Annotated in this window: 14 protein-coding genes; 8 read left to right on the plus strand and 6 right to left on the minus strand. The window is 70.9% G+C overall.

Going from position 1 to position 13,603, the window contains the following annotated elements; all coding sequences use genetic code 11:
* Positions 1 to 110: 110 nt before the first annotated feature.
* The 3 genes from BW39_RS05400 to BW39_RS05410 all read right to left on the minus strand — a co-directional run bounded on the left by BW39_RS05400 (position 111) and on the right by BW39_RS05410 (position 1,937).
* Positions 111 to 842 carry a BON domain-containing protein gene (locus BW39_RS05400; RefSeq protein ID WP_043820401.1) on the minus strand — a complete coding sequence of 244 codons (732 nt, stop codon included), beginning with the start codon at positions 840 to 842 and terminating at the stop codon, positions 111 to 113.
* On the minus strand, positions 839 to 1,447 hold the full coding sequence (locus BW39_RS05405; protein WP_012202994.1) for an SIS domain-containing protein: 609 nt from the start codon (positions 1,445 to 1,447) through the stop codon (positions 839 to 841). The genes BW39_RS05400 and BW39_RS05405 overlap by 4 nt, the downstream gene beginning before the upstream one ends.
* 73 nt (positions 1,448 to 1,520) lie before the next feature.
* Entirely contained in the window at positions 1,521 to 1,937 is a 417-nt protein-coding gene (locus BW39_RS05410; protein ID WP_043820402.1) for a YraN family protein, read from the minus strand.
* Between BW39_RS05410 and rsmI the strand changes: the two genes are divergently transcribed.
* On the plus strand, positions 1,937 to 2,878 hold the full coding sequence (gene rsmI, locus BW39_RS05415) for a 16S rRNA (cytidine(1402)-2'-O)-methyltransferase (RefSeq protein WP_013804433.1): 942 nt from the start codon (positions 1,937 to 1,939) through the stop codon (positions 2,876 to 2,878). The two genes, BW39_RS05410 and rsmI, sit on opposite strands and share 1 nt — an antisense overlap.
* Here rsmI and BW39_RS05420 read toward each other — a convergent pair whose 3' ends face one another.
* The 3 genes from BW39_RS05420 to BW39_RS05430 all read right to left on the minus strand — a co-directional run bounded on the left by BW39_RS05420 (position 2,879) and on the right by BW39_RS05430 (position 5,668).
* Complete coding sequence (locus tag BW39_RS05420; RefSeq protein ID WP_043783186.1) at positions 2,879 to 4,135, minus strand: Hsp70 family protein; 1,257 nt, start codon at positions 4,133 to 4,135, stop codon at positions 2,879 to 2,881. It abuts the gene before it with no gap.
* Between the two features lie 116 nt (positions 4,136 to 4,251).
* Positions 4,252 to 5,091 carry a VOC family protein gene (locus tag BW39_RS05425; RefSeq protein WP_043820403.1) on the minus strand — a complete coding sequence of 280 codons (840 nt, stop codon included), beginning with the start codon at positions 5,089 to 5,091 and terminating at the stop codon, positions 4,252 to 4,254.
* 25 nt (positions 5,092 to 5,116) lie between these two features.
* Positions 5,117 to 5,668, minus strand: coding sequence for an OsmC family protein (locus BW39_RS05430; protein WP_013804436.1), 552 nt, complete (start codon positions 5,666 to 5,668; stop codon positions 5,117 to 5,119).
* A 251-nt stretch (positions 5,669 to 5,919) separates the two neighbouring features.
* Here BW39_RS05430 and BW39_RS05435 point away from each other — a divergent pair, with 251 nt between their 5' ends.
* Genes BW39_RS05435 through BW39_RS05465 form a run of 7 tightly spaced genes read left to right on the plus strand, consistent with a single transcriptional unit; the run spans position 5,920 to position 13,597 of the window.
* Positions 5,920 to 7,593: a TIGR04028 family ABC transporter substrate-binding protein gene (locus tag BW39_RS05435; protein WP_043820405.1), complete on the plus strand. Its 1,674-nt coding sequence runs from the start codon at positions 5,920 to 5,922 to the stop codon at positions 7,591 to 7,593.
* A 28-nt stretch (positions 7,594 to 7,621) separates the two neighbouring features.
* The gene (locus BW39_RS05440) at positions 7,622 to 8,569 is read left to right on the plus strand and encodes an ABC transporter permease (protein WP_043820406.1); all 948 of its coding nucleotides are present in this window, start codon (positions 7,622 to 7,624) and stop codon (positions 8,567 to 8,569) included.
* Positions 8,566 to 9,522 (plus strand): ABC transporter permease, encoded by a 957-nt coding sequence (locus tag BW39_RS05445; protein WP_043820407.1) that lies wholly within the window; start codon positions 8,566 to 8,568, stop codon positions 9,520 to 9,522. Before BW39_RS05440 ends, BW39_RS05445 begins: the two co-directional genes overlap by 4 nt.
* Positions 9,519 to 11,210: a dipeptide ABC transporter ATP-binding protein gene (locus BW39_RS05450; protein WP_043820409.1), complete on the plus strand. Its 1,692-nt coding sequence runs from the start codon at positions 9,519 to 9,521 to the stop codon at positions 11,208 to 11,210. Before BW39_RS05445 ends, BW39_RS05450 begins: the two co-directional genes overlap by 4 nt.
* Complete coding sequence (locus BW39_RS05455; RefSeq protein ID WP_043820410.1) at positions 11,191 to 12,321, plus strand: putative FMN-dependent luciferase-like monooxygenase; 1,131 nt, start codon at positions 11,191 to 11,193, stop codon at positions 12,319 to 12,321. Before BW39_RS05450 ends, BW39_RS05455 begins: the two co-directional genes overlap by 20 nt.
* On the plus strand, positions 12,318 to 13,013 hold the full coding sequence (locus tag BW39_RS05460; protein ID WP_043820411.1) for a CMD domain protein: 696 nt from the start codon (positions 12,318 to 12,320) through the stop codon (positions 13,011 to 13,013). Before BW39_RS05455 ends, BW39_RS05460 begins: the two co-directional genes overlap by 4 nt.
* On the plus strand, positions 13,010 to 13,597 hold the full coding sequence (locus BW39_RS05465; RefSeq protein WP_043820413.1) for an alkylhydroperoxidase domain protein: 588 nt from the start codon (positions 13,010 to 13,012) through the stop codon (positions 13,595 to 13,597). The genes BW39_RS05460 and BW39_RS05465 overlap by 4 nt, the downstream gene beginning before the upstream one ends.
* Positions 13,598 to 13,603: the final 6 nt, after the last annotated feature.

Consider the following 13,603-nt stretch of genomic DNA (forward strand, 5'->3'; position numbering starts at 1 on the left):
GGCTTTAGGCCCTGCCAGATTCAAGTGCTATGCCCTGAGGAACGAGATCTTCCTATGTCCAAAACAAAAAGCCGGAACATGTTCCGGCTTTTGCTTTCAGGCGGCGGTGATCACTTCACCGGGGTGGCGGTGGCGCCTGCGGGGGTGGACAGGCTGCTTTCCGAGAGGCTGGTGGGAGCGCTGGCTGCGGCGGCCTTGCCGGAGTCGTCGGTGACCACGGGGGCGGACTGGGGCTGCATGCGGGCCAGTTCGTCCTCGGAGATGACTTCCACCACGCGCACGACCTTGGTCACGTCGTTGATGCCGCGTGCAATCTCGGCGCCGCGCTTGGCTTCGCGCGGGGTGACGATGCCCATCAGGAAGACGACCTTGTTCTCGGTCACGACCTTGAAGGCCGAGGCCTGGATGTCCTTGGCGTCCAGCAGGCTGGCCTTGACCTGGGTGGTGATCAGCGTGTCCTTGGAGCGCTGGCTCAGCGTGGAGGTGAAGGGAGCCACCACCACTTCGTTGAAGACATTGCGCACCGTGGGCTGCTCGCGCACGAGCTTCTCGATGGTCTGGCGGTCGGCCTCATTGCCGGCCTCGCCGGTCAGCAGCACCTGGCGGTTGTAGCTGGTGACGTTGACATGGGCCTTGTCGCCCAGCACTTCGGCGATGCGGTTGTTGGCGCGCAGCTCGATGCCCTGGTCTTCCACCTGGGTGCCGGTGGTGCGGCGGTCCGCCACCGACATGCCGGCCATCACGGCGCTGCCGCCCACCAGGGCGACGCAGCCCGACAGGGCGGCGCCCAGGGACGCGACGGCGAGCAAACCGCAGGCGGCGCGGGACCAACGGAACTTCATAGAGGCATCTCCTGTTCACCAAGTAACTGGGCATCCACGCCGTCGCACAGGCAGTGCAGCACCAGCGTATGGGTTTCGCGCACGCGCGCCGCACGGTCGTGCGGCACGCAGATCAGAACATCGGTCTCGCGCACGCGGCCGGCCAGGGAGCCGCCCGTGCGGCCGGTCAGCACCACGGCCATCATGTCGCGCTCATGGGCGGCATCCAGGGCCTCCAGCACGGCCACGTCGTTGCCCGTGGCGGACAGCACCAGCAGCAGGTCGCCGGGCTGGCCCAGGGCGCGTATCTGGCGCGCAAGGTACTGGGTGGCGTTGCCGCCCGAGCCCGTGGCGCCCACGGTGCCCAGCAGGCCGCCGTCGGAGACCAGGGCCACGGCAGCCAGCTCGGGCCGGTCGCGTTCGAAGCCGGCCACGCACAGGGCGGCGAAGAGTTGGGCATCGCTGGCAGAGGCGCCCGCGCCGCAGGCCAGAACCTTGCCGCCACTGGTCACGCAGGCCAGCATGGCCTGCACTGCCGCCGCAATGGGCTGGCTCAGCGCCTGGGCGGCCTGGTATTTCAGGTCGGCGCTGTCGATGAAATGCTGTTGGATACGTTGCTCAAGCATGGAGGCCCGATGATAACTGCCGCCCTTGAAGTCTTTCGTAGCCAGGCGTTATTTGTGCTGCAGCGGTAACGGATCAGGCGCCTTCGGCGTCAAAGGCGGCCTGCAGCCACTGCACGGAGGGCCCGGCGCCGGGCTCGACCAGCACCACGTCGAAGCGGCATGGCGGCGGCGCGGACCAGCGCATCAGGTAGTGGCGCGCCGCAAATACGATGCGCCGCTGCTTGGTGGCACCGATGCTGGCGCCGGCACCGCCGAAGGCGCGCGTGCCGCGGCTGCGCACCTCGACGAAGACCACGGTGCCGTCGCGCGCCTGCACGATGAGGTCGATCTCGCCGCCGCCGCGGCCCGGCGTCCGATAATTGCGCTCGACCAGACGCAGGCCGGCCGCCTGCAGATGGGCCAGCGCCGCATCCTCGGCCTGCTGGCCCCGATGCCGGGTCGTGAGGGCAGACGGCCCCGCGCCTGCCGGCTTTTTCGCAAGGAAACCCATTGACTACCTCTTTCGCCACCGCGCTGGGCGCAGCCAAGGATGCTGCGGCATCCCAGCATTATCCGCAGGGCGCCCTCTACGTGGTGGCCACTCCCATCGGCAACCTGGCCGACATCAGCCTGCGCGCCCTGCATGTGCTGCAGCTGGTGGACTGCGTGGCCTGCGAGGACACGCGCCACACGCAGGGCCTGCTGCGCTCCTATGGACTGGACCGGCCCGGCAGCCAGCTGCTGGCCGTGCACCAGCACAACGAGGCCGAGGCGGCCCAGCAGATCGTGGCGCGGCTGCAGCAGGGCCAGCGCATCGCCTATGTCAGCGATGCGGGCACGCCCGGCGTCAGCGACCCTGGCGCACGCCTGTGCGCCGCCGTGCAGGCCGCGGGCCTGCGCTGCATTCCGCTGCCCGGCGCCAGCAGCATCACGGCCGCCATCAGCGTGGCCGGTGCGGTCACGCCTTCGCAGGGCGAGGGAGGTTTCGTCTTCGCAGGCTTTCTGCCCACCAAGTCGGCCGAGCGCCTGGCTGCCGTGCAGCAACTGGCCCTACAGCCGCGCTGCACCGTGCTGCTGGAGGCGCCCCACCGCATTGCCGACCTGGCCGCCGCACTGGCCACGCTGGGCGAGCGCCCGGTGACGCTGGCACGCGAGATCACCAAGCAGTTCGAGGACATTGCCACCATGCCCGCCAGCGCGCTGCCGGCCTGGCTGCAGGCCGTGCCCCAGCGCAGCAAGGGCGAATTCGCCGTGGTGCTGCACCCGGTGGCCCTGGGTGGCGATGAGGCCGACGGCGAAGCGCTGCGCGTGCTGCGCCTGCTGCTGGCCGAGCTGCCCACCAAGACCGCCGTGCGCCTGGCCGCCGAGATCACGGGCGCACCGCGCAACCGCCTCTATGACGCCGCGCTGGCGATCAAGCAGGCCGCCGAGGAGGACGGCGACGCGGATTGATCAGGCATACGCCAGACCTGTGGCCACGCCACCGAACAGGTCGCCTTCGACCTGCGGCACGCCCGGGAAGGCCTCGCGCAGCGCATCGCGCAGCGTGCGCAGGGCCGATGAGCCGCCCGTGAGGTAGATGGCGTCCAGCGCCTGGGGCGCCACGCCGGCCAGGCGCAGGCAGTCCTGGGCGCAGGCCACGACCTGTTGCAGCGGGCCTTGCAGCTGCTCGTGCAGCACCTCGGGCGAGATGGCGGCGGACAGGCCCGATTCCAGCCAGCCCAGCTCGATGGCCGCTTCGGCATGGCGCGTGGAGGCCTCGATCTTGGCCTGCTCCACCACGGCGGCCAGGCGGTGGCCTTCGCGCAGTTCCAGCACTTCCATCAGGCGCTTGTGCAGGCGCTGGTCACTGTAGTCAGTGCGCAGGTTGCGCGCCTCGGCCAGGGCCTTGGGCGAGTACAGCCACTGGATCAGGTGCCAGGTCGAGAGGTCGAAGAACACGCGGCTGGGCACTTCGCGGCCGCTGGGGCCGATGTGCCGGTAGCCCAGCAGCGGCATGAGCTGGGCCAGGTTGAGCCGGTGGTCGAAGTCCGTGCCGCCGATGTGCACGCCGCTGGTGGCCAGGATGTCGTCGCGGCGGTCGCTGCGGCCAGCCTGCTCGGGGCCCAGGCGCACGACGGTGAAGTCGGAGGTACCGCCGCCGATGTCCACCACCAGCACCACGGATTCCTGCGTGAGGCGCTGCTCGTAGTCCAGCGCGGCGGCAATGGGCTCCATCTGGAAATCCACTTCGCCCAGGCCTGCGGCGCGCGCGGCATCGGCCAGGGCCTGCTGGGCCTGGCGGTCGCGCTCGGGATGGTCGTCCACGAAATGCACGGGCCGGCCCAGCACCACGCGCTCGGGCAGGCGGCCGTCCAGCGAGGCACGCGCCCGGTCGGCCACGCGGCGCAGGAACAGGCCGATGATGTCCTGGTAGCTCACGAACTGGTCGTGCACCGCTGTCTTTTCCTGCAGCAGCGCACTGCCCAGCAGGCTTTTGAGGGAGCGCATCAGCCGGCCCGGCTCGCCGTCCAGGTACTGGGCCATGGCATCGCGCCCGAAATGGGTGCTGTGCTCGTCCGTATGGAAGAACAGCGCCGTGGGCATGCCGCAGGCATCGCCCTCCAGCGGCAGCAGGCGTGCGGTCTGGCCGGGGGCGCGCCAGGCCATGGCGGAGTTGGAGGTACCGAAATCTATGCCCAGCGTGGCAGGAGTGGAAGCAGTCGTCATGGCAAGCAGCGCCGCGCCGCGGCGCCCCTCAAGGGAGGCCGCGGCTGCAACGAAAACGCCCACCGGGGTGGGCATGGGTGTCAGCGGGGCGCCATTCTAGCGCCCACGCATTTCGCCTAGGCGGCGGCGGTTTCCCTGGCCGGGGAAACCTGGGCCAGCACGATGCGCGCGCCATGCGTGGCGGCCTCGTCCAGCGCCAGCGCAGACGCGGGCTGGCGTACCTGCAGCTCGATGGCATAAGGGCCTTCACCGCGCGTGGCCAGACGGTGGCCCAGGGCGCCCGTGGCAACGCCCTGGGCGGGCGCAGCCAGCACCAGCGCGGTGGCGCCCAGCGCAGTGGCGCCCAGCCTCAGCGATGCGCGGTAGGCGCTGCCGTCGTCCGACAGCCGGGCCTCGCCAATGTCGGCGCCCTCGCCCAGCAGCGCGCGCCAGCGCGCCAGGCTGGCGCGCAGGTCATGCACGGCCACGTACAGCCGGGCCACGCCGGTGGCGCCGTTGGGGTGCACGCGTGCATCGCCCTCAGGCACGCGCAGGGCGCGCGGCGTGAGGTCGCCGCAGAGAAAGGGCAGGTCCTGGCTGCGGGCGCGTGCATTGCGCCAGCGCAGCTGCGCGCCGTCGGGGCGCAGGCGGCCGCCTTCGTAGGGCGCCTCGTAGTCCAGGCCGCGCGCCTGGGCGGCGGCGACCACGGCGCCGGTCTCGGTGGGCAGCAGCGCGAAATCGACAATGCCCTCGCCATGGCGCTGCAGCTGCTGCCACCAGCGCTCCTCGGGCGCGGGTGCGCGCCAGGCGATGAGTTCGAAATAGGCTCCGTCCGCAAACACCACCAGGGCGTTGTGCGTGGAGCGGCCCGGGTGCTCGCCGCCGCGCAGCACGTTGAAGCCCAGCGCGGTGTAGTCGGCAATGGTGCGTTCCAGGTCCTGGACCGCGATGACGATGTGGTCGAGTGGCAGGGTCATGGCAGGGGTGCTTTCCGCACGGTGTTCAGGCTGCCAGGCGCGCGGCGGCGCTGGAGTCGGTGTGGCGCACTTCGGCGCGGATGTTCTGCGGATTGCGCAGCAGGTTGAGGATGGGGCAGGTGCGCTCCACGGCCTCGAACAACGCATCGATCTCGGCGCGGCTGGCGGGCGAGTCGATGTGCACGGTGTAGCCGATCTCATGCGGCCAGATGGGCGTGGCCTCGTGGCCGGGCTTGCCGCCGCGCGGATCGATGATGCCCGTGACCTCGACCTCCAGGCTCTCCACGGGCACCTGGCGCTCGGCCGCCTGGATCAGAAAGATGTGGGTCACGCAGGTGCCCAGCACGCCCAGCTGCAGCTCGGGCGAGCTGGGGCCGAGGTTGTAGCCCGCGAAGTCGGGCGGGCTGTCGCTGATGACCTGGTGCTCGCGGATGCGCAGGCGGCGCACGCCGCTGCGGCCCTCGGCGCGCACATGGGCCTTGAGGTGGGCGGGCTGGGCCGTGCCGGCCGCGACGGCGGCGCTGCGGGCGAGCACGGCGGCGCGCTTTTCGGCGAGGTATTCGTTGAGATGGCTCATGGATGGGCTTTCGGTGAAGGAAGTACCAGCCCATTGTTGGGACCGCCGCATGCGCGGCAAACAAACGAATCCGTCTGCGCTTATGCACTGGGCAGATATGCGGGGGCCCCATCCCTTAGTCGTTTTCCAAATAACGATGCAACTCGATATATGAGCGCAAATATTTGGCATCGATAGCATGAAAAACATGGAGCCGGTCCTGTGGCCGGCAGTCTTGTTTTTCAGCGCCCCAGCGGCGGCGAGGTACGAACGTGTTTTCCCAATCGAAGGCGGGTCAGGTGGCATGGAAGGCCGCGATAGCGGTATTGGCGGGCAGCAGCCTGCTGCTGGCGGCGTGCTCCAGGCAGGCCGATACGGCCCAGGCGGGCGCGGCTGCCGGCCCCGTGGAAGGCGGCACCCTGGTCTACCTGGAGCAGCAGGCCCATACCAACCTCTATCCGCCGGCCGGGGGCTTCTATCCCAACGGCGGCGTGCTCAACCAGATCACCGACAAGCTGACCTACCAGGACCCGAAGACGCTGGAGATCCAGCCCTGGATCGCCGAATCCTGGACCGTGAATGCCGATGCCACCGAGTACCGCTTCAAGCTGCGCCCCGGCGTCACCTTCTCCGACGGCACGGCGCTGGACGCGGCGGCCGTGGCGCGCAACTTCGACACCTATGGCCTGGGCAACAAGGCGCTCAAGCAGCCCGTGTCCGAGGTGATCAACAACTACGAGCGCAGCGAGGTGGTCGACCCGCTGACGGTGAAGTTCTTCTTCAGAAAGCCTTCGCCGGGCTTTCTGCAGGGCACTTCGGTGATCGGCTCGGGCCTGGTCTCGCCGGCCACGCTGGACCGCCCCTTCGAGGAGCTGGGCGACGCCACGCGCATCATCGGCTCCGGCCCCTTCGTGGTGGCCAGCGAGACGCTGGGCAAGGAGCTGGTGCTCAAGGTGCGCAAGGACTATGCCTGGGGTCCCGCCAAGCTGGCCCACCAGGGCCGCGCGCGGCTGGACGAGGTGAAGTTCATCGTCACGCCCGAGGACAGCGTGCGCATCGGCGCGCTGCTGGCCGGGCAGGCCGGGCTGATCCGCCAGATCCAGGCCTATGACGAAAAGCGCGTCGAGGACCAGAAGTTCAGCATCTACGCCCCGCCCACGCGCGGCGTGAACAACAGCGTGGCCATCCGCCCGGACAACGCCCTGGTGGCCGATCTCAAGGTGCGCCAGGCGCTGCTGCATGGCACCAATGCCAAGGAGATCGTGGAGACGCTGTTCTCGCCGCGCTATCCGCAGGCGCGCTCGGTGATTGCCTCCACGGCGGCCGGCTTCGTGGACCTGTCGGCCAAGCTGGCCTATGACGAGGCCAAGGCGAAACAGCTGCTGGACGAGGCCGGCTGGACGCTGGGCGCCAACGGCCTGCGCCAGAAGGACGGCCGCGATTTCGTGCTCTCCACCTACGAGTCCCTGCCCCAGCCGCAGAACAAGGAGACGCTGCAGCTCGTGGCCCAGCAGTGGGCGCGCATCGGCGTCAAGCTCAACGTGCTGTCGGGCGACGCGGGCAGCCGCGCCGTGGACACGCTGGACCCCGACAAGACCGGCGTGCTGCCCGGCATGGTGGGCCGCGCCGATCCCGACGTGATCAAGAGCAACTACTACCCGACCAACCGCAACGTGTTGCTGCAAAAGGGCGGCGTGAGCCAGAAGGTCAAGTCCTTCGAGGACACCAGGCTCAACGGCCTGTTCGACGCCATCGCGGCCGAGACCGATGCCGCCAGGCGCCTGGCGCTGGCCGGCGAGGTGCAGAACTACCTGATCGACCAGGCCTATGTGATCCCCATCTTCGAGGAACCCCAGGCCTTTGCGGGCGCAGGCTGGGTGCGTGACGTGGGCTTCGAGGCCGTGGGCCGGCCCAGCTTCTACAGCACCTGGCTGGCCAGGCGCTGACCGGAACGCTCCCTGAGGAACCACTCCCATGCCGCGCCGCTATCTGCTCAGCCGCATCGCCCAGGCCGCCCTGGTGCTGTGGGCGGCCTTCACGGTCTCGTTCATCCTGCTGCAGCTGCTGCCGGGCGACGCCGTGCTGATCAAGTTCCTGAACCCCGAGCTGGGCCTGGGCCCGCAGGAGATTGCCGACATCCGCGCCGCCTACGGCTCGGACCAGCCCGTGTGGCAGCAGTACCTGCACACGCTGGGCCAGTTCCTCACGGGCCACTTCGGCTATTCGCTGCAGGCCGGCGTGCCGGTGAGCCAGGGCCTGGCCACCAGCCTGCCACCCACGCTCAAGCTCGCTGCCCTGGGCTTTGCCGCAGCCGCGCTGCTGGCCGTGGCGCTGGCGGCGGCTGCCAGCCTGGCGCCCCTGTCCTGGCTGCGCAACGCGCTGTATTCGCTGCCTTCGGTCTTTGTCTCGGTGCCCGTGTTCTGGCTGGGGATCATGCTGATCCAGGTGGTGTCGTTCCGCCTGGGCTGGATCGCCGTGATCAATCCCGGCCCCTGGGAAGGACTGGTGCTGCCCACGCTGACCCTGGCCGTGCCGATCTCGGCGCCGCTGGCCCAGGTGCTGCTGCGCAATATCGACGCCGTGCTGGCCCAGCCCTTCGTGGCCGTGGCGCGGGCCAAGGGCGCCTCGCGCCGCTGGGTGCTGCTGCGCCATGTGGCACGCAATGCCCTGCTGCCCACGCTGACCATTGCCGGCGTGCTGTTCGGCGAGCTGCTGGCCGGCGCCGTGGTGACGGAGGCCGTGTTCGGCCTCAACGGCCTGGGCACGCTGACCCAGCAGGCCGTGGGCAACCAGGACACGGCCGTGCTCCAGGCCGTGGTGGTCGTCTCGGCCGCCGCCTTCGTACTCATCAACCTCGCCGTGGATCTGCTGTACCCGCTGCTTGATCCGCGCCTGCGCCATTCCGTGGAGAACCGGCCATGAACACTGCCGTCTCAAGCGCTCTTTCCCCGGCCCTGGATGCCCAGGCCGCGCCCGCCACTCCGACTGCCATTCCCACGGCGCTGCCAGCGTCGTCCCTGGCCCCTGCGCCAGCCGCCCCGCGCCGCAGCTTCGCCTTGCCGGCCCGCCTGCAATCCCTGAAACGCCTGCCGCCCACGCTGGCCCTGGCCTGGCTGGTGATTGCCGTGGCCGCGCTGTGGGCGCTGGCGCCCGGCTGGTTCGCCCACCAGAACCCGATCGCGGGCCAGGCCGGCCAGCAGTTGCTGGCGCCCAGCGCCGCGCACTGGCTGGGCACGGACGCGCTGGGGCGCGACCTGTGGGCGCGCGTGGTGCATGGCGCCGTGCATTCGCTGTCGGGCGCCTTCGTGGCCGTGGGCGTGGGCCTGGCCGTGGGCACGCTGATCGGCCTGCTGGCCGGGGCCACGGGCGGGCGCACGGAAGATGCGCTGATGCGCCTGGTCGATGTGCTGCTGGCCGTGCCTTCGCTGCTGCTGTCGCTGACCATCATCATCGTGCTGGGCTTTGGCACCATCAACGCGGCCATTGCCGTGGGCGTGGTCTCGGTGGCCAGCTTCGCGCGCCTGGTTCGCTCGGAGGTGGTGCGCGTGCGCCGCTCCGACTATGTGGAGGCCGCCTTTGGCAGCGGCGGGCGCTTTGCCGCCGTGCTGTGGCGCCATGTGCTGCCCAATTCGCTGACCTCGGTCATCGCCATGGCGGCGCTGCAGTTCGGCTCGGCGATCCTTGCGATTTCCACCCTGGGTTTTCTGGGCTACGGCGCGCCGCCGCCCACGCCCGAATGGGGGCTGCTGATCGCCGAGGGCCGCAACTACATCGCCACCGCCTGGTGGCTGACCACGGCGCCGGGCCTGATCGTGGTGGCCGTGGTGCTGGCGGCCAACCGCATCGCCACGGCCTTCGCACGGAGGCCTGCATGAGCGCCGCCATCGAGGAACGCATCCACGCCGCACCAGCGGTGGCAACGACCGCCCCCGTGCTCGAAGTGCAGGACCTGGCCGTGGCCTACCGCGATGCCGCAGGCCAGGCGCAGCGCGTGGTGCACGGCGTGTCGTTTTCCGTGGCGCCGGGCGAGGTGGTGGCCCTGGTCGGCGAATCGGGTTCGGGCAAGACCACCACGGCCCAGGCCGTGATCGGCCTTTTGGCCGACAACGGCCACCGCGAGCACGGCAGCATCCGCCTGCAGGGCACCGAGGTCTCTGGCTGGCCCGCCGCACGCTGGAACGCCATCCGCGGCCGCGTGGTCAGCCTGGTGCCGCAGGACCCCACCATGTCGCTGAACCCCGTGCGCACGGTAGGCGACCAGGTGGGCGAGATCCTGCGCATCCACGGCCTGCGCGACCGCACGGCCGTGGAGGCGCGCGTGCTGGAGCTGCTGGCGCGCGTGGGCCTGTCCCAGCCCGCGCTGCGCGCACGCCAGTATCCGCACGAACTGTCGGGCGGCATGCGCCAGCGCGTGCTGATCGCCATCGCCATCGCGCTGCGGCCCGCCCTCATCATTGCCGACGAGCCCACCAGCGCGCTGGACGTGACCGTGCAGCGGCGCATCCTGGACCTGATCGACGCGCTGCGCCGCGAGACCGGCACGGCCGTGCTGCTGGTCACGCATGACCTGGGCGTGGCGGCCGACCGCTCGCACCGCCTGGTCGTCATGCAGGGTGGCCGCATCCAGGAGCAGGGCCCCACGCTGGAGCTGCTGCGCAATCCGCAAAGCGCCTATACGCGGCGGCTGCTGGCCGATGCGCCTTCGCTGGCGCCCGCGCCGCGCCGCACGCCCAGGCCCGCCACGGCCGATGACTGGGCCATCGAGGTCGAGGACCTGGTGCACGAGTTCGCGGCGCCCGGCCATGCCTCGGCCCACGGGCGCGGCATCTTCCGCGCCGTGGACGGCGTGTCGCTGCGCGTGCGCCGGGGCAGCACGCATGCCATCGTGGGCGAGTCGGGCTCGGGCAAGACCACCACCATCCGCGCCATCGTGGGCCTGGGCCGGCCCACGGCGGGCCGCATCCGCATCGAAGGCACCGAGGTCACGGGCCTGCGCGGCGAGGCCCTGCGCCAGCTGCGCCGCCGCGTGCAGCTGGTCTACCAGAACCCGTTCAGCTCGCTGGACCCGCGCCAGAGCGTGTTCGACATCATCGAGGAGCCCCTGCTGAACTTCGACCCGCTGCCGGCCGATGAGCGCCGCCGGCGCGTGCACGACATGCTGGAGCGCGTGGGCCTGCCGGCCGCCGTGCTGCAGCGGCGCCCGCATGCGCTGTCGGGCGGCCAGCGCCAGCGCGTGGCGATTGCGCGCGCCCTGGTGCTGCAGCCGCAGGTGCTGGTGCTGGACGAGGCCGTATCGGCCCTGGACGTGACGGTGCAGGCGCAGATCCTCGCCCTGCTCGCCCAGCTGCAGCAGCACCTGGGGCTGACCTATCTCTTCATCTCGCACGACCTTGCCGTGGTGCGCCAGATCGCCGACACGGTGTCGGTGCTGCGCGCGGGCCGGGTGGTGGACGCGGGCAGCGTGGAGGAAGTGTTCCAGCGCCCCACCAGCGACTACACGCGCGAACTCATGGACGCCATTCCCGGCAAAAGGAGCATTGATTTTGTCCCTCACCCCGCCTGATACCAACCGTGGCCACGGCTCCCGCAACGGCCCGCGCCTGGGCTTCTTCAGCCGCCTGCTCGACGATGCGCCGGCCGGCGAGCGCTACCGCCTGGTGGCCGAGCAGATCGCCCATGCCGAGGCCCACGGCTTCGACTCGGCCTGGGTAGCCCAGCACCATTTCCATGAAAGCGAGGGCGGCCTGCCCTCGCCCTTCGTCTTTCTGGCCCATGTGGCGGCGCGCACGCGGCGCATCCGCATCGGCACGGGCGTGATCACGCTGCCGCTGGAAAACGCGCTGCGCGTGGCCGAGGACGCGGCCGTGCTGGACCTGCTGACCGGCGGCCGCCTGGAGGTGGGCCTGGGCACGGGCGGCACGGCCGAATCCTTCGAGGCCTTTGGCGTGCAGGGCGCCGAGCGCGGCGCCGTCTTCGCACGCAACTTCGGCGTGCTGCAGGACGCCTGGGCCGGGCGCGCGCTGGCCGGTGGCGTGCGCCTGTACCCGGCCGCGCCGCAGCTGCTGGAGCGCGTCTGGCAGGCCACGTTCTCGGCCGAGGGCGGCGCGCGGGCCGGGGCCAATGGCGACGGCCTGATGCTGTCGCGCACCCAGCCACGGCCCGAAGGCGCGCCGCAGGCCACGCTGTCCGAGATCCAGAACCCCATCATCGACGCCTACCTCGCCCGCCTGCCCGCAGGGCGGGCGCCGCGCATCCTGGGCTCGCGCACGCTGTTCGTGGCCGACCGCCGAGACGAGGCGCTGCGCTGGGCCGAGGCCGGCCTGCGCCGCGTGGCCCTGCGCCATGCCGCCCAGCCCTCGCAATGGGCGGCCCGCGTCGATCCGCAGGCGCCGCTGGCCGATCTCATCGCCGCCTACGACGTGCATGTGGGCACGCCCGACGAGGTCATCGCCTCGCTGCGCGCCGACACGGCGCTGGCGCGCGTGAGCGACATCGTCTTCCAGGTGCATTCCATCGACCCGCCGCACGACGCCATCCTGCGCTCCATCGAACTGACGGCCGCCCATGTGGCACCGGCCCTGGGCTGGCGCCGTGCCGATGAGTCCACATCCACGTCCACCCCAGCGCCCTCTTCCCTCCCCGCAGTCCGGGCCGGACTGCTGCAAGCCGCATGACCATGAACACCACCGCAACGCCCCGCTTTCCCGGCGACGTGATCGACCACCTCGCCGACATCACCCCCGGCAGCGCCCTGGACCGCGTGCGCCGCCACCGCACCGAGGCACGCACGCAGGCCCAGCAAAGCTTTGCCGCCCTGTTCACGCCCGCCGAGCCCGTGCCCGGCACGGTCTCGCTGCGCGAGCGGCTGGCCCTGGCCGCCTTCACGGCCGGGCTGCATGGCGAGCCGCGCAGCGCCGTCTTCTATACACGCGCGCTGGCCGCCGAGGATGCGGAACTGGCCGCCGTGGTGGCGTCCGAAGTGGTGCGTGGCCGCGCCCAGAGCCTGCAGGCCGGCGGCGGCCCGCACGGCCCCTACGGCAGCTACCCGGCAGGCCCGCTGAGCCGCGAGGACCAGCCCGGCCCCGCCTATGCCGTGGACCCGGCCCACGCCGCACTGCTGGGCCCGCGCCTGGCCGCGGCGCTGGCCCATGCCCACCTCCTGGCCTACCACCCGCGCGACGCCAGCGCCGGGGCACTGCAGGCGCTGCAGCAGGCGGGCTGGAGCGAGACGGACATCGTCATCCTGTCCCAGCTGGCGTCCTTCCTGTCCTTCCAGATCCGCGTGGTGGCGGGGCTGCGCGTGCTGGCTGCACGCCCCGCGCCCCAGGCAGCCCATCAACCCACCACCCTGCAAGCCCAGCCATGACCTCAACGAACTCCGCCGCTCCCCAGGTCTTCACCCAGGAACAACTCGACTGGCTGCCATGGATTGAGCCGCTGGAAGAAAGCGAGCTGACCGAACGCCACCATGCAGGCCTGGTCGATGCCTCACGCGCGCAGTCGCCCTACTTCCGCCTGCTGGCGCGCGACCCCGACACGCTGGGCGCACGCACGCGCACCGACAAGGACATCTTCTACAACCCCGACGCCGGCCTGCCGCGCGCCGAGCGCGAGCTGGCCGCTGCGGCCACCTCGCGCGCCAATGGCTGCATCTACTGCGCCTCGGTCCATGCGCGCTTCGCCACGCACTTCTCGCGCCGGGGCGGCGACGTGCAGCGCCTGCTCGACGAAGGCCCGGGCACGGACCTGGGGCCGCGCTGGAATGCCATCGTCACGGCGGCCGTGGCGCTGACCCAGACGCCGCCTGCGCTGGAGCCCGCCCACATCGATGCGCTGCGCACCGCAGGCCTGGACAATGCCGCCATCTCCGATGTGCTGCACGGCACGGCCTTCTTCAACTGGGCCAACCGGCTCATGCTGTCGCTGGGCGAGCCACGGACCACGGCTTGAGGGCGC

Origin of the sequence: Delftia sp. RIT313 (genome assembly GCF_000632165.1) — a bacterium.
Taxonomy (GTDB): domain Bacteria; phylum Pseudomonadota; class Gammaproteobacteria; order Burkholderiales; family Burkholderiaceae_C; genus Comamonas; species Comamonas acidovorans.

Bases quoted from the DNA above. Each gene is read 5' to 3' on its own strand.
- BW39_RS05400 (WP_043820401.1), bottom strand. From the start codon at position 842: ATGAAGTTCCGTTGGTCCCGCGCCGCCTGCGGTTTGCTCGCCGTCGCG.
- BW39_RS05405 (WP_012202994.1), bottom strand. From the start codon at position 1,447: ATGCTTGAGCAACGTATCCAACAGCATTTCATCGACAGCGCCGACCTG.
- BW39_RS05410 (WP_043820402.1), bottom strand. From the start codon at position 1,937: ATGGGTTTCCTTGCGAAAAAGCCGGCAGGCGCGGGGCCGTCTGCCCTC.
- BW39_RS05420 (WP_043783186.1), bottom strand. From the start codon at position 4,135: ATGACGACTGCTTCCACTCCTGCCACGCTGGGCATAGATTTCGGTACC.
- BW39_RS05425 (WP_043820403.1), bottom strand. From the start codon at position 5,091: ATGACCCTGCCACTCGACCACATCGTCATCGCGGTCCAGGACCTGGAA.
- BW39_RS05430 (WP_013804436.1), bottom strand. From the start codon at position 5,668: ATGAGCCATCTCAACGAATACCTCGCCGAAAAGCGCGCCGCCGTGCTC.
- BW39_RS05440 (WP_043820406.1), top strand. From the start codon at position 7,622: ATGCCGCGCCGCTATCTGCTCAGCCGCATCGCCCAGGCCGCCCTGGTG.
- BW39_RS05445 (WP_043820407.1), top strand. From the start codon at position 8,566: ATGAACACTGCCGTCTCAAGCGCTCTTTCCCCGGCCCTGGATGCCCAG.
- BW39_RS05450 (WP_043820409.1), top strand. From the start codon at position 9,519: ATGAGCGCCGCCATCGAGGAACGCATCCACGCCGCACCAGCGGTGGCA.
- BW39_RS05460 (WP_043820411.1), top strand. From the start codon at position 12,318: ATGACCATGAACACCACCGCAACGCCCCGCTTTCCCGGCGACGTGATC.
- BW39_RS05465 (WP_043820413.1), top strand. From the start codon at position 13,010: ATGACCTCAACGAACTCCGCCGCTCCCCAGGTCTTCACCCAGGAACAA.